15 protein-coding genes are annotated in these 20,848 nt (G+C 41.3%); 6 read left to right on the forward strand and 9 right to left on the reverse strand.

Going from position 1 to position 20,848, the window contains the following annotated elements; genetic code table 11:
* Window positions 1–88: 88 nt before the first annotated feature.
* A complete protein-coding gene (locus tag ACWICE_RS17490; protein ID WP_454298891.1) occupies window positions 89–988 on the reverse strand; it encodes a LysR family transcriptional regulator in 900 nt (299 codons plus the stop codon).
* 78 nt (window positions 989–1,066) lie between these two features.
* On the opposite strand from ACWICE_RS17490, the gene hutH reads away from it, so the two are divergent.
* From hutH to ACWICE_RS17515, 5 genes are read left to right on the forward strand one after another with little or no spacing between them, the layout of a single operon-like run.
* Window positions 1,067–2,635, forward strand: coding sequence for a histidine ammonia-lyase (gene hutH / locus ACWICE_RS17495; RefSeq protein WP_454298892.1), 1,569 nt, complete (start codon window positions 1,067–1,069; stop codon window positions 2,633–2,635).
* Between the two features lie 2 nt (window positions 2,636–2,637).
* The gene (gene hutI, locus ACWICE_RS17500; RefSeq protein WP_454298893.1) at window positions 2,638–3,891 is read left to right on the forward strand and encodes an imidazolonepropionase; all 1,254 of its coding nucleotides are present in this window, start codon (window positions 2,638–2,640) and stop codon (window positions 3,889–3,891) included.
* A gap of 4 nt (window positions 3,892–3,895) precedes the next feature.
* On the forward strand, window positions 3,896–5,908 hold the full coding sequence (locus ACWICE_RS17505; RefSeq protein WP_454298894.1) for a urocanate hydratase: 2,013 nt from the start codon (window positions 3,896–3,898) through the stop codon (window positions 5,906–5,908).
* Window positions 5,901–6,899: a formimidoylglutamase gene (hutG, locus tag ACWICE_RS17510; protein WP_454298895.1), complete on the forward strand. Its 999-nt coding sequence runs from the start codon at window positions 5,901–5,903 to the stop codon at window positions 6,897–6,899. The genes ACWICE_RS17505 and hutG overlap by 8 nt, the downstream gene beginning before the upstream one ends.
* Before the next feature lie 36 nt (window positions 6,900–6,935).
* A complete protein-coding gene (locus ACWICE_RS17515) occupies window positions 6,936–7,808 on the forward strand; it encodes a pirin family protein (protein WP_454298896.1) in 873 nt (290 codons plus the stop codon).
* A gap of 170 nt (window positions 7,809–7,978) precedes the next feature.
* Here ACWICE_RS17515 and ACWICE_RS17520 read toward each other — a convergent pair whose 3' ends face one another.
* The 7 genes from ACWICE_RS17520 to ACWICE_RS17550 form a co-directional block, all read right to left on the reverse strand.
* Window positions 7,979–8,809 carry a sulfurtransferase gene (locus tag ACWICE_RS17520; protein ID WP_454298897.1) on the reverse strand — a complete coding sequence of 277 codons (831 nt, stop codon included), beginning with the start codon at window positions 8,807–8,809 and terminating at the stop codon, window positions 7,979–7,981.
* 256 nt (window positions 8,810–9,065) lie between these two features.
* Window positions 9,066–11,000, reverse strand: a complete 1,935-nt coding sequence (gene rpsA / locus ACWICE_RS17525) for a 30S ribosomal protein S1 (RefSeq protein ID WP_185214134.1) — start codon at window positions 10,998–11,000, stop codon at window positions 9,066–9,068.
* Window positions 11,001–11,104: 104 nt separating this feature from the next.
* Window positions 11,105–13,264 (reverse strand): ATP-binding response regulator, encoded by a 2,160-nt coding sequence (locus ACWICE_RS17530; RefSeq protein WP_454298898.1) that lies wholly within the window; start codon window positions 13,262–13,264, stop codon window positions 11,105–11,107.
* A gap of 82 nt (window positions 13,265–13,346) precedes the next feature.
* On the reverse strand, window positions 13,347–14,318 hold the full coding sequence (locus tag ACWICE_RS17535) for a YihY/virulence factor BrkB family protein (protein ID WP_185214132.1): 972 nt from the start codon (window positions 14,316–14,318) through the stop codon (window positions 13,347–13,349).
* Window positions 14,318–14,728: an acyl-CoA thioesterase gene (locus tag ACWICE_RS17540; protein WP_185214131.1), complete on the reverse strand. Its 411-nt coding sequence runs from the start codon at window positions 14,726–14,728 to the stop codon at window positions 14,318–14,320. Before ACWICE_RS17540 ends, ACWICE_RS17535 begins: the two co-directional genes overlap by 1 nt.
* Before the next feature lies 1 nt (window position 14,729).
* The gene (mltG, locus tag ACWICE_RS17545; RefSeq protein WP_313261164.1) at window positions 14,730–15,773 is read right to left on the reverse strand and encodes an endolytic transglycosylase MltG; all 1,044 of its coding nucleotides are present in this window, start codon (window positions 15,771–15,773) and stop codon (window positions 14,730–14,732) included.
* A gap of 1 nt (window position 15,774) precedes the next feature.
* Window positions 15,775–16,572 (reverse strand): PASTA domain-containing protein, encoded by a 798-nt coding sequence (locus ACWICE_RS17550; RefSeq protein WP_185214129.1) that lies wholly within the window; start codon window positions 16,570–16,572, stop codon window positions 15,775–15,777.
* Window positions 16,573–16,713: 141 nt separating this feature from the next.
* Here ACWICE_RS17550 and ACWICE_RS17555 point away from each other — a divergent pair, with 141 nt between their 5' ends.
* Window positions 16,714–17,721 (forward strand): D-alanine--D-alanine ligase, encoded by a 1,008-nt coding sequence (locus ACWICE_RS17555; RefSeq protein ID WP_454298899.1) that lies wholly within the window; start codon window positions 16,714–16,716, stop codon window positions 17,719–17,721.
* Between the two features lie 353 nt (window positions 17,722–18,074).
* Here ACWICE_RS17555 and ACWICE_RS17560 read toward each other — a convergent pair whose 3' ends face one another.
* On the reverse strand, window positions 18,075–20,738 hold the full coding sequence (locus ACWICE_RS17560) for a M14 family metallopeptidase (RefSeq protein WP_454298900.1): 2,664 nt from the start codon (window positions 20,736–20,738) through the stop codon (window positions 18,075–18,077).
* Between the last annotated feature and the right edge of the window lie 110 nt (window positions 20,739–20,848).

Consider the following 20,848-nt stretch of genomic DNA (forward strand, 5'->3'; position numbering starts at 1 on the left):
ATTCCATAATGCTCCTGAAAATATTGTTAATGGACTGAATTTCTTCCTTACCAGAATTCTCTTGATTGGTACTAAATTTAGGAAAAAACTATTGTTTTCTTTTTAACCCCGAAACAATATCCAATAGCAGAGGAATACCTGGGTTTCTGTTCTTTTTGCTCCAGATAAGAGATAGAGTAGTGCGTTGTGGCAGATGGTTCAACTCTAAGAAATCCACATGGGTATGATAACCTTTTTTTAAGGAAGTAGGCACAATGGCTACACCTAAGCCTTGACTCACCAGGTTAAAAATACTTAGTGCATTGACTGTACGCAGCGCTACGTGCGGGTCAAAATCATGGTCTTCAAAAATACTCATCACCAGTTCATAATATGATTTGCTGTATTCCTTGGAAAAGAGAATATAGGATTCGTCCTTAAAATCAAGGAGATTGACCTTTCCCTTTGGCCTAGCCGTGGAGTTTTTAGGAACCACCAAGGAGAAATGTTCCGTTAAGATGGGAATTGATTTTAAGCCTATAGGAGTGTCCTTGACGCGAACAAAACCAAAGTCGAGTTCTTGTTTGTTGATCATGTCGATCTGAATCTCATTGGCGAGTTCATTGAGCGTAATATCGATCAATGGTTGTTTCTGCTTCAGTTCCACCAGTAATTGGGGCAACATAGCTTGAACGGCAGAACCGATAAACCCAAGCTTCAGCGAAGTAATCTTTCCTTCTGATATTTTTTCAATATGGTCTTTGATATTGTCCAATTGATTGAAAATCAAATCCACCTCTTTTTTAAGGTAAATGCCTGACTCTGTCAATTCCACATTTCTCTTGTCACGGCGGAAAAGTTGAGTGCCATAATGCTCCTCCAATTGCTTGATCTGCCTAGACAGTCCTGGCTGAGCAATAAATAGTCTTTCAGCGGCCCTTCTGAAGTGTAATTCCTCAGCTACTACCTTGAAATATAAGAGATGTCGGAGTTCTATTTGATAATTCATGGTTATCAGTTGTTGCTAAAATTGATATTGCCAATTATCAAATATAGCAGGTAAATTTGGGTTACACAGGGAAATATTATGAAAACATTTAAATACGGAGAAGATTATTTGAATAGTTCAATAGCCATAGCTATTGCGAAATCTGATTGCCAAGGGCTATTGACTGAGGAAACGATCAGTAAAATAAACCAAAGTGCCCAGTATGTCCAAGAGATTGTAGATGCTGGAAAAGTGGTGTATGGAATCAACACTGGTTTCGGGCCACTGTGTACTACTTTGATCAGCCCTCAAGATACCAAGAAATTACAGGAAAATATATTAAAGAGCCATGCCGTTGGGGTAGGCGAGCCTATTGATAAGGAATTGAGCAAGCTCATGCTTATCTTAAAGGTGCATGCCCTGGCAAAGGGGTTTTCGGGGGTTCAATTGAGCACGGTAGAACGTATTATCTGGCATATTCAGAATGATGTGATTCCAGTTGTACCTAAGCAAGGTTCGGTTGGTGCATCTGGTGATTTGGCTCCTTTATCCCATCTGTTTTTACCGCTGATTGGGTTAGGTAAGGTTTGGAAGGATGGAAAGTCAGTTGATTCGGCTTCTGTGCTTCAGGAATTTGGAATGGAACCCATTCAACTTGGCGCCAAGGAGGGTTTGGCCCTGATCAATGGAACGCAATTCATGGCTGCCCATGGTGTAAAAGCTGTAGTGGAAATGAATAGATTGATGAATAATGCCGACCTGATCGCCACACTGATGATTGAAGGGTTGAATGGCTCTATCAAACCATTCTTTGCTGAATTGCATCAACTGAGGCTTTACAAAGGAAATACTTTTGTGGCCTCGACTATTTTTAATCTTTTGAAAGATTCGGAAATTTTGGAGTCGCATAAAAATTGCTCACGGGTACAGGATCCTTATTCTTTACGCTGTATCCCACAAGTGCACGGGGCGTCAAGAAATGCTTGGTTGCACTTTAAGGAAATCATCGAAACGGAAATCAATTCGGTAACCGATAACCCGATCATCATCAATAGTGAACTGACCATCAGCGGCGGATCTTTCCATGGGCAGCCGATTGCTTTGCCTTTGGACTATGCTACACTTGCAGTTTCTGAATTGGGAAATATTTCCGACAGAAGGGTTTATTTATCCCTTGAAGGGGAAACTAATGGGGTTCCTAAATTGTTGATGAAAGCAACAGGTTTAAACTCTGGATTTATGATCCTTCAATATAGTACCGCTGCCATCGCTAGTGAAAACAAAGGACTTTGCTTCCCAGCAAGTGCGGATAGCATTCCGACTTCTCTTGGTCAGGAAGACCATGTGAGCATGGGGTCTATCTCTGGCAGAAAACTGCTGCAGGTACTGGATAACGTTGATAAAATATTGAGCATTGAGATGCTTTGTGCGGCTCAAGCTAAGGATTTTCATAATCCTAAACAGTCAACAGCAGTAATTGAGGCCATCCATAAACATATCAGGACAAGGATTCCGCATATCGAAGAGGATCAGCCTATGCAGGATATCTTGGATAATGCTTTGGCTATCATTAAATCTGGAGAGTTGATCGAGGTAGCAAGAAAAGCTGCCAAAGATAGTGAAAAGCCGTATTTTGGTAAGGATGTCGAATATTTTGAAAACTATTGATCATGAATGAGAAAGGAAAATTAATAGGGCCATTCAAACAGGTGCTGACTATGCAGCATTTGCCTCTGAAGGGTGCTTTAAAGGACGAGCAATTGGAAATCATAGAACAAGCGGGTATTTATGTTGTTGGCGGCAAAATAAGCGTGGTAGGCGATTTTGAGGGGTTGAAAGAGGCTTTGCCCGATGATATTGAGATCGTTAAACTGAAAGGTGATTTCGTTGCTCTACCAGGATATATTGATTGCCATACCCATATCGCCTTCGGTGGAAACCGAGCGAATGACTTTGCCATGCGTAATGCCGGGAGTTCATACCTAGAAATTGCGGAAGCTGGTGGCGGTATCTGGAGTACTGTAAAACATACCCGTGCTTGTAGCCAAGAAGAATTAAAAGCTTTGACCCTGAAACGTGCTGATGCCCTGTTGAGACAAGGTATAACAACCGTAGAGGTCAAAAGTGGTTATGGTCTTCAAGTGGAGGAGGAATTGAAAACCCTTCGCGCCATCAAAGAAGCAAACCAATCCACTTATGTAGACTTGGTTTCGACCTGTCTTGCTGCCCATATGCATCCTAAGGACTATGAAGGGAATGCAGAAGATTACCTGTTTGAAATGGGGGAAAAGCTGTTTCCGATTCTGAAAGCAGAGAATTTGACCAGCCGTGTAGATGCCTTTGTCGAGAAGAGTGCATTCTCTGCTGAACAAATCTTACCATATTATCTAAAAGCCAAAGAAATGGGCTTTGACCTGACGGTACATGCGGATCAGTTCAGCACTTCCGGTTCAAAATTGGCAGTTGAATTGGCGGCAGTTTCGGCAGATCACCTAGAAGCTTCAACTGAAAATGAGATCAGTTTGTTGGCAGGTTCTGACGTGATTCCAGTGGCCTTGCCGGCTGCATCATTAGGTATTGGCTGTGGATTTACTCCTGCACGGAGGCTGTTGGATGCTGGTGCCAGTTTAGCTATTGCCACAGACTGGAACCCTGGTTCTGCTCCAATGGGAAAACTGATCGAAAGCGCAAGTATTTTGGCAACCATGGAGAAACTTAGCAATGCTGAGCTCTTGGCCGGGATTACCTACAGGGCTGCCAAAGCCTTGAACTTGGATGATAGAGGTCGTTTGATGGAAGGGATGTTGGCAGACTTAGTCATCTATGATACGGATAACTACCAAAACATTACCTACCTGCAAGGCGGATTACAGCCAAAGGCAGTCTGGAAAAATGGAATCGAAGTGTTTGTTAGAAATGATTAATAACATGATTGAAAAAGATTTTAAGGAAGCAATTATGCAAGGGATTCCTTCAGAATTACCTGCAAAAGCTTATCTCGATAATAAAGTAAGCCATGCTCCAAAACGCAAGGCTATACTAAGCCATGAAGAAGAAAAGTTAGCCATCCGAAATGCATTGCGTTATTTTCCTAAAGTGTGGCATAATGAATTGGCCGCTGAGTTTTTAGAGGAACTGAGAACATACGGTCGTATCTATATGTACCGTTTCAGGCCTCATTATGAAATGTATGCAAGGCCAATTTCTGCTTATCCAGCAAAAACTCAACAAGCTGCAGCGATTATGCTGATGATCCAGAACAATTTGGATCCTGCTGTAGCGCAGCATCCCCACGAACTGATTACTTATGGTGGTAATGGTGCGGTTTTCCAAAACTGGGCTCAATACCTGTTGACCATGAAATATCTGTCCCAGATGACTGAACAGCAAACCCTGCACATGTATTCAGGACATCCTATGGGACTTTTTCCATCGTCTGAAAATGCCCCACGGGTGGTCGTGACGAACGGTATGATGATCCCGAACTATTCGAAACCTGATGATTGGGAAAGATTCAATGCGCTAGGGGTAACCCAATATGGACAAATGACTGCAGGTTCATATATGTATATCGGACCACAGGGGATAGTTCATGGAACCACAATTACAGTGATGAATGCCTTCAGAAAGCATCTTCCTGAAGGAGAAACGATACAAGGGAAAGTTTTTGTCACATCTGGATTGGGCGGAATGAGTGGTGCTCAACCCAAAGCAGGAAACATTGCAGGCTGTATCACCGTATGTGCTGAGGTCAACCCTGCAGCAGCAAGGAAGAGGCATGCACAAGGTTGGGTGGATTTATTGGTAGAAGATATGGACGGTCTTATCCTGGCGGTAAAAGCTGCAATGGCCCAAAAGGAAGTGGTATCAATCGCCTATATCGGAAACATCGTTGATGTATGGGAACAATTTGATAAGCAGAATATCCCAGTTACCGTTGGCTCTGACCAAACCTCTTTGCACAATCCTTGGTCGGGAGGATACTATCCTGTTGATCTGAGTTTCGAAGAATCAAATGATCTCATCGCAAATAACCCTGAACAATTTAAAAAGGAAGTCCAACGGACTTTAGTTCGGCACGCAGACGCAATCAATAGACATGCGGCAAAAGGAACCTATTTCTTTGATTATGGAAATGCTTTCCTTTTGGAGGCAAGTCGTGCCGGTGCAGAGGTAATGGCTTCAAACGGAATTGATTTTAGATATCCCTCCTATGTTCAGGATATCCTTGGTCCAATGTGTTTTGACTATGGGTTTGGACCATTCAGATGGGTTTGTACATCAGGTAAACCGGAAGATCTCCGATTGACCGATCAGTTAGCTTTGGAAGTGATGAAAGAACTTCAAAAAGAGGCCTCATCTGAGATTTATCAACAGATGGAAGATAACATAAAATGGATCTCTGAAGCTGAAAACAATAAATTGGTTGTGGGCTCCCAAGCTCGTATCCTCTATGCTGATGCCTTGGGAAGAATGAAGATTGCTGAAGCCTTCAATCAGGCGGTTGCAGATGGTCGATTGTCGGCTCCTGTTGTTTTAGGTCGCGACCATCATGATGTAAGCGGAACTGATTCGCCTTATCGTGAAACCAGTAATATCTATGACGGTAGTAAATTTACTGCAGATATGGCCATCCATAACGTAATTGGAGATAGTTTCCGTGGTGCCACATGGGTTTCCATCCACAACGGTGGCGGTGTTGGCTGGGGAGAAGTAATCAATGGTGGTTTTGGAATGGTCTTGGACGGTTCGGAAGCCAGTGATCGCAAATTGAAACAAATGCTGTTCTTTGATGTCAATAATGGTATTGCAAGGAGAGCCTGGGCAAGAAACAAGGAAGCGATTAGTGCCATTGAAACAGAATTAGAAAGGACATCTACCTTGAAAGTCACCAAGGCCGAACTCGTGGATGACCAATTAATTGATAACCTTTTTGAGTAAACCAATTATGGAAGCATTTGGGAATGTATGCTATAAACCCGCTGAACAACAAAATTGGTCAGGAAGAATCGATGGTGTTACAGCGGAAAACCTTCGTTGGCACCAGTTGATCACTTGTGTCGATCTGAATGCAGTGACCCTATCACTTGACAAACATATTGTTTTCTTAGGTTTCTGCTGTGATGAAGGTGTAAGAAGGAACCAAGGAAGAATAGGAGCAAAGGATGCTCCTGAGGCCTTAAGAAAGGTTCTTGCTGGACTTCCTAGCCATATGCAGGCCGCCTTTAAAATAGCTGATGCAGGTGATGTATTCTGTACAGCTGAAGATTTAGAAGCAGCGCAAAATGAACTTGCAATAAGAGTAGCGCAGATTTTAGATAAGGGAGGTTTCCCTGTGGTACTGGGCGGAGGACATGAAGTGACCTATGGACATTTTAATGGACTGAAAAGCCATAGTAAAACCAAAAAGATTGGTGTAATCAATCTGGATGCGCATTTCGATATCCGACCTTTAGTAAATGATCAAGGAAACTCAGGGACTGGATTCTATCAGATTTTTAAGGATGCCGAACAGGAAGGCTTTGAAGCTCGTTATTTAGCTCTTGGGATCCAAGATATCAGTAATACCCAGGCCCTGTTCAATTTTGCAAAGGATAAGGGTGTACAGGTCATCAAAGGAGAAGAAATCTTTCCTGAAAATATCGATAGGTTGATTTCCCAAATCCAAAGGTTTGCGAATGACTCCGATGACATCTACCTTACGGTGGATATGGATGTATTCGCTGCTGCATATGCCCCAGGGGTAAGCGCACCAGCTTTCCATGGCATTGTTCCAGACCATAACTTCCACAAAATATTCCAATCCCTTTTGCAGCTCCCAAATCTAAAGTCCATTGACTTTGCTGAAATAAATCCCCTTTATGATATTGACAATAGGACGACAAAATTGGCTGCTGATCTGATTTTTCGCCTAGTGAATAATAAACGATAATATGTAACTTTAAAGAAACATAAAAAAAGGAAACATATGTCGAATATAGATTTCATTAGAGAAGAGACAGCAGCGAACATCGGCAACTTTATGGTAGGTAGGTTACTGCCTTTCCGTCAAAAACGTTCTATAGGACCCTTTGTTTTTATTGACCATATGGGGCCAGCCTGTTTGGCAGACCATGAGAACCTAGATGTCGGTCCACACCCGCATATTGGTTTATCCACTTTGACTTATTTGTTTGATGGTTCTATTTTCCATCGGGACAGCCTTGGTACAGCCATGGAGATCAAACCAGGGGCTGTTAATTGGATGACCGCCGGAAAAGGGGTAGTCCACTCAGAAAGGACTCCCGAATACCTACGACAAAAGGACAAGTTCCTCCATGGTCTTCAGATTTGGGTAGCCCTTCCAAAGGACCTCGAATTTATGGACCCTGAATTCCACCATACCGAAGCTAGTGATATTCCTACTTGGAATGATGCAGATGTTTCCTACAAGCTGATAGCTGGTGAAGCATTCGGAAAGAAATCACCCGTTCCTGTCTATAGCAAACTCTATATGATTGAGGTCAAGGCTGAGAAAGATTCCTTAATTGATATAAGAGGGGAGCTGTATGGTGAGAGCGGACTGTATATCCTAGAAGGGGAGGTCGATAGCAATGGCTTTACATATGGACCTAAACAGATCCTGATCACACTAGATGCACATCTATGTACCTTTGAAATGAAAGCCGGATCTACCGTCTATATCTTCGGAGGCGACCCATTCCCTGAAGAACGCTTTATCTCCTGGAATTTTGTAGCCAGTGATAAATCCACCATCGATGAAGCCAAAGAAAAATGGATCAACCATGAATTCCCTAAAGTACCTGGTGATGATGGTTATGTGCCACTACCTGTTAGGTAGTATTTAGTATTAAGTATTTAGTATTTAGACCTATTTTGCCGAACCTATCTAAATACTAAATATTACTATTAAATTCTTGAAATGTAATTCTCCAAAATCCTAGGCGACAATACAGGAAAGTCTAAATACTATATACTAAATACTATATACTAAATACTATATACTAAATACTATATACTAACCAAAGTATTCTCATCAGCGCCCCATTCGCTCCAGGACCCATCAAAAATAGTTACATAGTCATTTCCTAGTTCATAGGCAGCCAAAGCAATGATTGCTGCCGATACGCCTGAGCCGCAGGTAAAGATATTTTGCTTAGCGGAATCGATCTTCCCTTCAAACAGTCGCTGTAGTTCTTCCTTCTCCTGATATTTTATGCCATCGAGTACCAGGTCAAAGGGTAGGTTCTTTGATCCGGGGATATGCCCTGAACGCAATCCAGGTCTCGGTTCTGGAGCAGTTCCATGGAACCTTCCAGAAGATCTCGCGTCGGTAATGCTGATATCATCATCGCCTAGGCGCTCCACCAGTTCATCTTTCGAGATGAACCATTCATAATTTGGCTTCGCTTTAAAGTTGCCTAAGGCCATAGCTTCAGTATATTGATGTTCGATGGGCAATCCTGCCGCTTTCCAGGCCGGCAGACCACCGTTCAGCACATAAACCTTATCCAAGCCCATATACCTCAACATCCACCAAGCACGCGGACTTGAATAGACTCCCCAGCGATCATAGATGATCAATGTCGAATCCTGATTGATGCCTAACTTCTGTACTTCCTTGCTGAATTGCTGTGCCGAAAGCATCGTATGTGGAAATGGACTATGATGATCTGAAAACGCACCTTCGATATCCAAAAACAAACTGTTGGGCAACAGTTCCAGATTATCGTTGTCCATCTTCTGGTTGACCTTATCGATGGTGGCATCCAAGACTATGGCATTCTCCTCATTGATCAATTTGAGGGCCTCATCGGTACTGATTAATGCTGCTGTTCTCATGGGTATATAAATATGAGATTTGAGTATTGAGATATTAAACTTCTTAAGTTAAAGATATGCAAAATGTAATAAGACTTGGAACATCTACATCTAATCTTTTACATTCTCTAATCTCACAACCTAAATCCCTTATGCTACATTCAAGAAATAAATATTTTCCAATATCTCCCATCTCATATCTCCCATCTCAAATCTATAAACAAAAAAAGCCCCGATTGTAAAATCGGGGCTTCGAAGTATTTAGAGTAATCTAAAATTATTTAGATTTTTTCTCGTCGTCTTCCATTTGCTCTTTCAATTGAGCTAATACGTCAAGATCACCTAGAGTTGATTTCTCAACTGAATCTTTAACTTTTTTCACTGCTGCGTTAGCAGTTTTAGCTTCTTTTTTACGAGCGTTGAACTCTTCGATACGAGCTTCAGCTTTAGCATCTTCCCAAATACGAGAGTGAGAAATCACTAGACGTTTGTTTTCTTTGTTGAATTCAATGATTTTGAATTCAGCAACTTCGTCAACTTTCAATGCTGAACCGTCTTCTTTTACAGAGTGTTTGTTAGGGCAGAATCCTTCAACACCATATTGTAACGCTACGATATCACCTTTGTCACCAACTTTGATTACAGTACCTTCGTGAACTGAACCTTCAGTGAAGATTGTTTCGAAAGTATCCCAAGGGTTTTCCTCTAATTGTTTGTGACCTAAAGAAAGCTTACGGTTTTCTTCGTCTAATTCTAATACCACAACCTCTAATCTTTCACCAACTTTAGTGAATTCGTTAGGGTGGTTAACTTTCTTAGACCATGAAAGGTCAGAGATGTGAATTAAACCATCGATTCCGTCTTCTAACTCAACGAATACACCGAAGTTAGTCATGTTCTTAACAACTGCTGATTGTTTTGAACCAACTGGGTAACGTTCAGTGATGTTCTGCCAAGGATCTGGAGTCAATTGTTTGATACCTAAGCTCATTTTGCGCTCTTCACGGTCCAAAGTCAAGATTTCAGCTTCGATTTCGTCACCTACTTTCAAGAATTCTTGTGGAGAACGTAAGTTTTGAGACCAAGACATTTCAGAAACGTGGATTAATCCTTCTACTCCTGGGATGATTTCTAAGAAAGCACCGTAGTCAGCTACAGTAACGATCTTACCTTTTACTTTAGAACCGATTTCTAAGTTCTTGTCTAAAGATTCCCAAGGGTGCTCTGAAAGTTGTTTCAAACCTAATGCAATACGTTTTTTCTCGTCATCAAAGTCAAGAACTACAACGTTGATAGTTTGGTCTAAAGCCAACACCTCTTTTGGATGCTCGATACGGCCCCAAGAGATGTCTGTAATGTGAAGTAATCCGTCAACACCACCCAAGTCGATGAACACACCGAAGTCAGTGATATTTTTAACAGTACCTTCCAATACTTGTCCTTTTTCCAATTTCGCAACGATCTCTGATTTTTGGTTTTCCAAATCGTCTTCGATCAATACTTTGTGTGATACAACTACGTTTTTGAACTCATGGTTGATCTTAACAACTTTGAACTCCATAGTTTTACCTACGTAAACATCATAGTCACGGATAGGTTTGATATCAATTTGAGATCCTGGTAAGAATGCCTCAACACCTTTGATGTCTACAATTAAACCACCTTTTGTACGTGATTTAACAAAACCATCGATAACTTTGTCGTTCTCCAAAGCCTCGTTGATCTCTTCCCAAGATTTTTGTGTTTTAGCACGTTTGCGTGATAATACTAATTGACCATTTGCATCCTCTTGCGATTCAACAAATACATCAACCGTATCACCGATTTTTAAGTCAGGTAAGTCACGGAACTCAGATAATGCTACTAGACCGTCTGATTTGAAACCGATGTTTAAAACAACATCTTTGTTATTGATAGATACAACGATACCTTCAATAATCTCACCTTGATTGATTTGGTTGAATGTGCCAGCGTACTGCTCTTCTAGTTTAGTACGTTCCGCATCACTGTAGTTACCAAAAGCTTTTTCATCAAGATCCCAGTCGAAGTCTCCTGATGGAGTACTCCAAGTGTTTGATTTAATCTCATCGATTAAATTTGAATCTGCCTCAGACTCAATCTTTTCAGTGTCCTTCACAACTTTTGTGTCAGCACCTTGTAGCTCTGCATTTTTTGCCGCTAACTCTTTTTCTGCTTCTTGTTTTTTTGCCATTAATTAATAATCTCCTTTTCCCTACAATGTAGGGATTGCAAAGATACGAAAAACTTTTATTTACAAGAGTTTAGATGTAAAAAAGTTTAAAAAGATTGAAAAGTTTAGGATTCTTGACGTAACTCGTCGCTGTCCTCAAAGATAGGATAGATCGTTTTTACAATCACTTCGGTCAGTTTCCGCTCGTTAAATGGCTTGATCAAAATTCCGTCAAATAAGACCTGTCGCTCTTTCTCCAGCTTCTTAACCTGCTCATTATCAGAAGATGTGGCTATTATTTTAACCGAGTTGTAGGCAGGGTTCGCCCTTACGGTAGCCAATAATTCGTCACCGGTCATCACCGGCATGTTGATGTCGGTAACAACAACGTCAATCGGAAACCTGCTCAATATCTCTAAGGCCTCTTTTCCGTTGGTCGCTGTCTTAACATGGGTATGTAACGAGAAGAACTGCTTTAAATACAGTAAATTCAAGGCGTTATCATCCACGATTAGCCAACTTAGATCCTTGGAAAAGTCGCTGATTTTCTCAATGTTCAACGAGGTCTTCCGACGGAATTTCGGCTTAGGAATAGGGATCTCTACCTTAAAGGTGGTACCTTGTCCGGCATTCGTTTTAAAGTTTATCTTTCCTTTTAATGTGCTGACAATATTTTTGGTGATATATAGCCCTAATCCAACGCCACCTTCTACCTTATTGGACTTATTGACCGTATAGTATTTCTTGAAGATGTTCTTCTTCAGGGCATCAGGGATTCCCTGTCCTTGATCCGATACCTTAAAGATCAGGTTGCTCTGGTCATCTACGATCGCGCTAGCCACAACCTTTCCGCCATTCGAGTATTTGATCGCGTTGCTCACCAGGTTGCTCATGATCTGGCGGACCTTAAATTCATCTGAGAAAATCACCGTTGGCTGATTTTTGTCCAGCTCATACGCCAATTCTATCCCTTTCATTTCGGCATGGTTGCGATGGGTTTCTACCACATCGATCAGCAGGTCAACGAAATCAAAGTGAATGGCCTCAATGCTGTTCTGTTGGTCTATTTTGCTCAGGTTCAGGATATCATTGATGGTTTTGGAGGTCGCCGTAATATTCGTATAGGCCGATTCCAACAAGTGGATGTCGTTGGCCTGATAAAGGTCCTTGCGGCTCTTCAATAGGTCCACGATGCCGATCAGCGAATTGATAGGGGTCCGGATTTCATGGGTAATCTCCGCCAGGATATCTGTTTTCTGTTCTGCCAATTTGGAGGCGTAAACGCGTTCATCCAATAATTTACGCTCATAGTAGTTGGTAAAGAATTGGTAATAAACCAAGATACAGATCACGATAAAGACAAAGGTCAGGGATATAATGATCTGCCATTTGAAGGTATCGGTCCTAGCGATCAAGATGCTCAACTCATGGTCGGTCTTGTCTCTTTGGATCTGTATGCGCTCTTCATGGATGATCCTGATCAGCTGATTGGCAGAGTGCAATAGGGTAAAGTTATCTGCCAAAAGTGACCTTTCGTTTTTCCGGATATCGGTCAGGGTTTGTTTCAGTTCTTTCAGCCTGTTCTCAGCTTGCGTATTGCCTTGCTTGATGATGTTCTTCAGGTTCGCGTTCTGCTCAGTTACCTGTTGGGTATGCGTAGGCGTACCTGTTTCCACCGTAATGGTATCATCTCCTTTTTGGAAGATCCGCTTTAACAATGATTTCTTCTTGACTACGACTTTCTTCGGCTCATTGGCAACGATCGGTGCAGGTTCCTTAGGACGTGGGATGCTGATGTTCGTTTCATTGTTCGCTTGGATATTAAAGGTCTTCAGGGTCTCTGAAGCGACCAAGATAGAATCCAATTTGCTGTTCAACTGACTGTATTTAGGCAGGAGGTCTTCCAGCTTGCGACCATGGTAATTTTTATCACTAAATGTTTTGGACTCCTCACTTCGTACTTTGATCAATGAATCGACCGCCGACATTAAGGTTATCAGTTTAGAACGGTAGGAATTATAGTCATTGATATTATAGGTAATGGAGAATAACCTGAAATGGTCTTCTGCCTCGCTGAATATGGTCAGTAATTCTGTAAAGTTATTTTGGTCACTGTTTACAGAAGTGTAAATGTTCTGGATTTTGTTCTGTATGCTCTTGTACTGTATATAGGAGAAGATAAAAAAGACAACAAAAGTGATGAACAATACAATTATTGAACTCAACAGGATATTTCTGACGTTCTGGTTCCGCTTGTTCCGCTTTTGTAAATCCTTGTCTTCCATCGGTAAGTTTTTCCGGTCTAATCGTTGATCTGAGCTAACAAAATACTCAATACGATTACAATAATAATAAATTTATAATAAATTAAATTTTGTTTGGTTTAAATGAGTTGTATACTCGCGGCTTAACAATTTTAATGCTTTGCTTTGAAAGCGCAATACTGGCATTTAATTCGAAACCTATGATCAAGATCAGGGCGTTGATGTACATCCAGATCATCACGACGATCAATGTTCCGATAGAACCGTATAATTTGTTGTACGCACCGAAGTTATTGATATAGAAGGTAAAAAATGAAAAAGACAACATGGCCAATATCGTAGCCAAGGTTGCACCGGGCGTAAATAGCTTCCATTTTTTTGTCGAACTTGGTCCAAACTTATAAATAAGGCTCACTGTAAAAAAATAGATACCAAATAAAATAATCCATTGAGCAACTTTAATGGCAAATGCCCAAAACCATTTCAGGTCATAATCGATATGGGTTTTCAGGTAATTGATCAAGTAGTTTGAACCGGCATAAAGTGCAATTCCTACGGCAAGGGCCAATACGATGGCAAGGGATAGGGCTAGAGCTACAATTCGTCTTTGAAACCAAGTTCTGGACTCTTTGGATAAGGATGCTTTATTAAAGCTCATCATCAGGGTCGTCATACCATTGGTCGCAAAAAATGTACAGAGTACAAAACCGGCAGATAACAAGCCACTGTTCTGTCTCTTGATGATATCTTCTAAGGTAGTTTCCAGGATTTCATATGCATTGTTTGGCAGAGCCAACTGGATCAGTTCCATCAATTGTTCCTGAAAATTGTCTACAGGAATGTAAGGGATCAGCGTAAAAAGGAAAATAATTCCAGGAAATACCGCCAACATAAAGTTGTAGGCTAGGGAAGAGGCTTTATTGATGATGGATTCCCGAGCGATCTCCTGAAAGAAAAATACCATGACAGTATAGAGCGGTAATTTTCCAAATCCCGGTAAGGTGGCTGATTTGGTCCACTCGATAAATCTGTCATACGGCTTAACGTACAGAAGATGTTGGTGAATTTTTTTCATTATTCTCCAAAAAATGGAGCCATCTTATCCATGAAAATCTGTGGAGGTTTGCAAGGCCTGTTTCGTTCCATATCAACAAATACCAGTTGGGTAGAACCTGTATTCAACAGCTCTCCAGATTCATTAAACAGCTCATATTCAAATTTAATCCTTATTCCTGGTTTTTCTCTAATATAAATATTTATGGTTACTAAATCATCATATTTCGCTGCTTTGTTGAATTTGCAGCTCAATTCGATCACAGGCAACATCACGCCCATTTCCTCGAGCTGTTTATAGGAAATCCCCGTGCTCCTTAACATTTCGGTACGGGCAACTTCATAATAGGTCGCATAGTTTCCATAATAGACATAACCCATATTGTCTGTCTCTGCGTAACGAACCCTGATCTGATGCTGATAATGAAACATACTATTTCTTGATATTTCTGGCGTCTAAAGCTTTTTGGAATTTACGCGCATTGATCAAATGTTCAGCAACTGTTTCCGCATATAAATGGTATCCTGAAAAATCATCCTTCGCACACATATAGATATAGGGGTGATGGTCATAATTCAATACCGCATCGATAGAGGCGATACTTGGCATCATGATCGGTCCCGGAGGAAGGCCTTTGAAACGATAAGTGTTATATGGATTGTCAATGGTCAGGTGCCTGTTCAATACCCTACGGATAGTAAAGTCATTATTGGCAAAGATCACCGTAGGATCCGCCTGCAATAGCATCCCTTTCTTCAATCTATTGATATAAAGACCTGCAATTTTTGGCATTTCATCCACATGCAGGGCTTCACCTTTTACAATAGAAGCTAAGGTGCTCACCTCTTGTATGGTCATTCCCAAAGAATCTGCCTTTGCTTTCCGCTCAGCATTCCAGAACTTCTCATATTCCTTCGAAAAACGATCGATGATCTCCTCAGGCTTGGTGTTCCAATAGATTTCATAGGTATTTGGAATGAACATGCTGAAGAAATTCTCTTTATTGAAACCATATCTCTCTGCTAACTTCTCATCATTCAGCAGGTTGATGAAAGTCAGGGAATCCGCTTCAAAATCTCTACCCAGCAATCCAGCAAAATCCTGTCTCAATCGTATATTCTGAAACCTGAACTTTACAGCATCCTGATAACCGCCACGCAAGTTCCCGATCAATCGGCGATTGCTCATATCTTTCGATATTTTGTAGCGGCCCGCCTTAATGCCGGTGCTTTCCAGATCCATAGCTTTCGCCACATACTTGAAATAGGTTGGGTTTTTTACAATACCTTCCGACTCGATCCTGGAGATCACACTCGCATAAGGTTCATCGGTTTTTACGTAGAAGTAATCCTTATCGCTGGCAATACTTGGTGCCATAAACGCCTGATATCCTACCCATCCAGCGACCAATACTATCAATAAGATAATGATAAGTACAATCCCTAATCCTTTTCTTTTATTTCTGTTCTCAGCCATGTTATGGGTTTTGTGGAATAGTAGGTGTTGGAGTTGGTTCTGCCGGTTTACCTAAGGTAACATGGATGGCATTGCCAATGGAAATAATCTTCGCACTCGTATCTGGGTTTTGTTTTACGACCACTGATCCTAAAGTATCATTTGAGTTCCCATCAAAAGAAACAGAACCCAAGGTCAAGCCTTTTCCTGCCAGTGCAAATTTGGCCTCAGTCAGGTTCAATCCAATCAATACAGGGATTTCAACCTCATCGTCTCCGCGACCATTACCTAAGATCAAGCTGATTTTGGATCCTTTAGGAACCATACGTCCCGGTCGGATCGGTTGGCCGGCAAATTTTACATCCAATACCACATCTCTAGCGATGTCATTCCTATAGACGGTATCCGCAATCTTTAAAGAATGGTTCTTTAAGATAGCAGATGCCTCGATAAATGTTTTATCAATAACTTCTGGGAAGGCAATTTCAGGTGCAGACTGGGTAATGATGGTCAAATAAATCGTACGACCACCTTTTACATGCGTCTTAGGGTCAGGATCCTGGTCGATCACCAATCCTGGTTTCGCATCCATTTGGTAGATGGAATCGATTTCCACCTCTAATCCTGCCTTGTCCAATACGTTCAAAGCTTCACTGATGTTCAAGCCTTTCAATAGAGGAACCTCTTGAGAATCACCATGCTTAGTGTAGATCTTTAATCCGAAATAAACTAAAATAAAAAGAATGACAATGAAAATGAGCCCTGCAATTAAGTTTTTCCTGAAAGCACTCGTTCTCAAGTATAAAAAGAACTTCGACATCTATTAATGTGTTTTTTTTGAATATCCTATTAACAATATTAATTCCAATTTTACAAATTCCCGCAAATACTGCTAATATAAAGGCAAAAATATTCGTTTTTCCTCGTATCTCAAATTATATTTGCTTCTCGATTATTACATATGAAAACTAAAGTAGCATTAATTACGGGTGGTTATACTGGAGAGGCTGAAATTTCCTATAAAAGTTCAGCGTTTGTTTATTCCCAAATCGATAAAGAAAAATACGATGTGTATCTTATTGATATTACATTGCATAGCTGGGCCTATACGGATGAGAACGGCCAAAAACACGAAATTGATCGTCAAGATTTCACTTTGAACATAAATAACGAAAAGCTACGTTTTGACGTGGCCTTTATCATTTTGCACGGTAGCCCGGGCGAGGATGGAAGGTTACAAGGTTATTTAGATATGGTTGGATTGCCATATACTTCTTGTGGCGCTTTGACCTCATCCTTGACAATGAACAAGGGTTATACCAAGGCTATTATCCAGGACATTGCAGAATTGAACGTCGCAAAATCGGTTCTTTTATTTGATATCGACAGACCAAAGGCATTCGACCTGGTCAAAGAAAAATTAACTCTTCCCTTATTTGTAAAACCAAATGCTGGAGGTAGCAGTATCGGAATGAACAAGGTCAATACCTGGGAAGAACTTCCTAAGGCCTTAGATGAAGCATACGATGCAGAAGGAACCGGTATGCAAGTTTTGGTCGAAGAGTTTGTTAAAGGTAGAGAATTCTCCCAAGGGATCTTTAGGGACTCCAAAGGAGAGCTTCAGGTGCTTCCGGCAACAGAGGTGATCACGACCAGGGAATTCTTTGACTTTGAAGCCAAATACACACCAGGGTTGACCCAAGAGATCACACCTGCCGACCTTAACCAAGAACAAAAGGATAGGGCGGATGCCATTATCCGTGAAGTTTATGTCCGATTGAATTGTAAAGGTATGGTCCGTGTGGATTTCTTTATCCAAAATGACACCGATAAATTCTATTTTATTGAGATCAATACCATTCCTGGTCAAACTGCACAAAGCTTTATTCCGCAACAGGTCCGCGCAGATGGCCGTACAGAAACCGCTTTCTATTCCGAATTGATCGAGGCAGCGAAAAACGATATTTAAAAGATAATTAACATAAGAAAGGCAATGAACTAATATTCCTTGCCTTTCTTTATGGTTTACCACCAATATTATTCCTGGCCTAAAAAAATCCCTCCTGCTTACTTCCGTTTCCTCTTTTTCTTCTTGTCACTTTCTCTTGGTCTCATTCGGGTCTCATTCGAGAATGATTCGGGAATGATTCGAGTAAATAAGGTATACTGGTTTAGACATTTTGCGAAAATTCCGAATATGTCTCGAATAAGGTCAATTGCAAACCCGCAAAAAAATGGATTTTGAACAGCAGCCTATGTTACAAATAAAAAGAAAAGGCCATATCTGTGGAGATATGACCTTAAAATTTATGTTTATTTAATTTACTGCAGCTGGTTGAACAATAGCTTGAAAGTTCCATGGGTTTGCGCGCGGAAATTAATGTCATTTCCAAAAGATACCAGTTTACCTTTGCCTACTGGCGCTTCAAATGCAATAACTCCATCCTTCAAATATTTCTGTCCCCATGACCACCCACTCTTTAGGACCTTCTCCGAATCAAACCACATTAATGGTTTGATATTGGTATTTTTGATCTTATACAAGTTGTCGTTGCTGTAATATATATCTATTTCATCATTATAGCCCCAAGTGCTGGCAGATCCTTTTGCAACTTTTGCTGTCAAAACAGATCCAGGGGTATAAAACTCAGTTCTCTTTAAAGCCTTGTGTTGGGCATCTACCAAATGGTTTTCTACACCTAATTCCAAATGTTCGGCCAAATCAGAACTGCTTCCGATCGTTACGATTTTACCTCCGTTTTCCAGGAATGATTTCAATACAGGTATTGATTTCTGTTCGGTCAAGCGACCCCATCTTTCTTTAAATGGAGAAGGGATATTTTCTGGAGCCTCTGCTGGCATACGTCCATAGTAGGAAGATGCATTTGGATTGCTATTGAACCTAGGAATAGAATTTCCAGGGAAGATAATGACATCATATTTTGCATTCAGGTTACCCTTGTCGATATCTGGTGCATAGATGACCTCAAAATTATAGTGATATTTTTCCATCAGGAACCTCAACCATCCGGAAGGCATGCTCCCGCCATAAGTATCCCATAGCGCTATTCGTAGAGGTTTGATCTTCTTGTTTTGTTTTGGTAAGCTATTGCTGGCCACCGCAGGGAAGATCAATTTCACGTTCGCATTGTTTTCAACATAGATATCCCCATTTGATTCATCTCGCCACACATTCTTTCCTTGTTTAAGCAAGTCATTGCTTACGCGGAAGGATTCGTTGATTGTTGCGGGAAGTCTTAGGTATTTACCTTTAGGTTTTGCAAGTTCTGCCAATTGGATGACCTTTCCGTTCGTCAAATTTTGGAATGGACCATTGAAGTCCTCAAGGATACGGTCGAATTTTACATCCATCAGGTAAGCCAATGTCCAGCCTGCAGCATCATAAGGCGGAATTGGAGGGCCTCCTGGATATTGAAAATCATCAGGGTGATCTTGCGGCTCGAACATATCTAAGATATGTGGACGGAAAGCTTGGTCAGTCTTGATGATATAGGAATCCTTTGCATATTTCTTGCCGTTTACAGTGAAGTCCGCTGTTGCCTGTTGGATATCGATACCATTTTGGATCAATGCATTCACGAAATCAGTAGCTTTTACAAAATCAGCCTGATCCGCAGGGATAATAAATCCGCGAGGGTCACGAAGGGATTTGTTCTCGAAGAGGCTGCTCAATAATTTTCTTTCTGCTTCGCGGTTGTTCTCGATTTTAGGGTCCTTTCTCTTGGCTTGTTGAAAGGCTGTATCGATTACAGCTACCTTGCTAGGTGAAAGTGGCCAGAAGTCTTTAGAACCTCGCTCTATGGAGTTCTTGCCCATCCTGAACATGTTGTACAGGACTTCATCCTTATAGCGGCTGGCATAGTTCAAGACTGCGTAGTTCAAGGATACGGAATAATCAATTGATTGTTGGAAATGCCATACCTGCGGAATCACTGGGTTTTGGGTGTCATTATTCGGAATCAAGCGGTTTGGAACAAGTGGGATCTCGAATGGAGTTGGGTTGCCGATCATTTCGGTCAACAGTCCCATCATGTTGTGGAAATAGGTGGTCGTTCTCAGGCCACCATTATACCAGGTCGAGAATACCGAACCGTCTTTTGCCGTATATCCGGGTTTGCCTTCGGCATTCAACCTAGAAGACATTGCGGCTCCCAAGGCATCGATTCCAGACATTAAGATTGGGTCAAATACATAATTGAACGGATCTCTATAGGGTGCGCCTGCTACCACGGCACCTGCTGGTGCAGTTTGGTGGTGGTTGTACATAATCTGAGGGATCCATTCAACAAACAGCTGTCTAGCCATGTTTTGGGATTCCTTGAGGTTCAGCATAAAAAAGTCGCGGTTATTATCATGTCCTGCATATTTCTGGTAAAGGACAGGGACATAGTTGCCCGATCTTTTTTCAGGAGTTTTTTCACGCATGTACCAGTTAGAGATCAACTCTTGCCCATCTGGATTGGCATGCACCATGAGGACAATGCTGTTCTCCAGGATGTTCTTCGTTTCAAGGTCGTTGGATGAAGCCAGCAGGTAGGCAGTTTGGATAAGCTGGTGCGTTCCTACCACTTCATTGGAGTGAAGGCCACCATCGATCCAAACGATGCTCTTGCCTTTTTGGGCCAGTGCACGAGCTTCCTCTTCAGACAGTTCAGCATGGGCAAGTTTTGTCGAGATGTTTTTGAATTCTTCCAGATTTTTTAAGTTTTCCGGAGAACTGATGATCAACATACATTGGTCACGGCCTTCTTCGGTCTTGCCGATGACCGTGTATAACAATCGATCAGATTGTTGGTCCAATTTTTTGAAATACTGTTCAGTTTCAGTAAATGTTGCCAATTGGTAGTCATCACCAATCTGGAATCCAAAGTGCTCTTTCGGACTGGTTATTTGTTGGGCAAATACCATCTGAATAAAAGCAAAGGAAAACATCAGTAACCGGATGAGGTTCATTGAGTTCTTCATAATTTTATTAGGTAATAATTTATAGGTTAAAGATAAGAATCGCTTGCAGATTCATTGGAGAAAGATCGATCTAATGCAGGACCTTCACAATAATATTACAGTCTAGAGCT

Source organism: Sphingobacterium sp. NPDC055346, from assembly GCF_053645235.1.

Bases quoted from the DNA above. Each gene is read 5' to 3' on its own strand.
- ACWICE_RS17505 (WP_454298894.1), top strand. From the start codon at position 3,896: ATGATTGAAAAAGATTTTAAGGAAGCAATTATGCAAGGGATTCCTTCA.
- ACWICE_RS17535 (WP_185214132.1), bottom strand. From the start codon at position 14,318: ATGAAAAAAATTCACCAACATCTTCTGTACGTTAAGCCGTATGACAGA.
- rpsA (WP_185214134.1), bottom strand. From the start codon at position 11,000: ATGGCAAAAAAACAAGAAGCAGAAAAAGAGTTAGCGGCAAAAAATGCA.
- ACWICE_RS17550 (WP_185214129.1), bottom strand. From the start codon at position 16,572: ATGTCGAAGTTCTTTTTATACTTGAGAACGAGTGCTTTCAGGAAAAAC.
- ACWICE_RS17540 (WP_185214131.1), bottom strand. From the start codon at position 14,728: ATGTTTCATTATCAGCATCAGATCAGGGTTCGTTACGCAGAGACAGAC.
- ACWICE_RS17490 (WP_454298891.1), bottom strand. From the start codon at position 988: ATGAATTATCAAATAGAACTCCGACATCTCTTATATTTCAAGGTAGTA.
- ACWICE_RS17560 (WP_454298900.1), bottom strand. From the start codon at position 20,738: ATGAAGAACTCAATGAACCTCATCCGGTTACTGATGTTTTCCTTTGCT.
- mltG (WP_313261164.1), bottom strand. From the start codon at position 15,773: ATGGCTGAGAACAGAAATAAAAGAAAAGGATTAGGGATTGTACTTATC.
- ACWICE_RS17530 (WP_454298898.1), bottom strand. From the start codon at position 13,264: ATGGAAGACAAGGATTTACAAAAGCGGAACAAGCGGAACCAGAACGTC.
- hutI (WP_454298893.1), top strand. From the start codon at position 2,638: ATGAATGAGAAAGGAAAATTAATAGGGCCATTCAAACAGGTGCTGACT.
- ACWICE_RS17515 (WP_454298896.1), top strand. From the start codon at position 6,936: ATGTCGAATATAGATTTCATTAGAGAAGAGACAGCAGCGAACATCGGC.
- hutH (WP_454298892.1), top strand. From the start codon at position 1,067: ATGAAAACATTTAAATACGGAGAAGATTATTTGAATAGTTCAATAGCC.
- ACWICE_RS17520 (WP_454298897.1), bottom strand. From the start codon at position 8,809: ATGAGAACAGCAGCATTAATCAGTACCGATGAGGCCCTCAAATTGATC.
- ACWICE_RS17555 (WP_454298899.1), top strand. From the start codon at position 16,714: ATGAAAACTAAAGTAGCATTAATTACGGGTGGTTATACTGGAGAGGCT.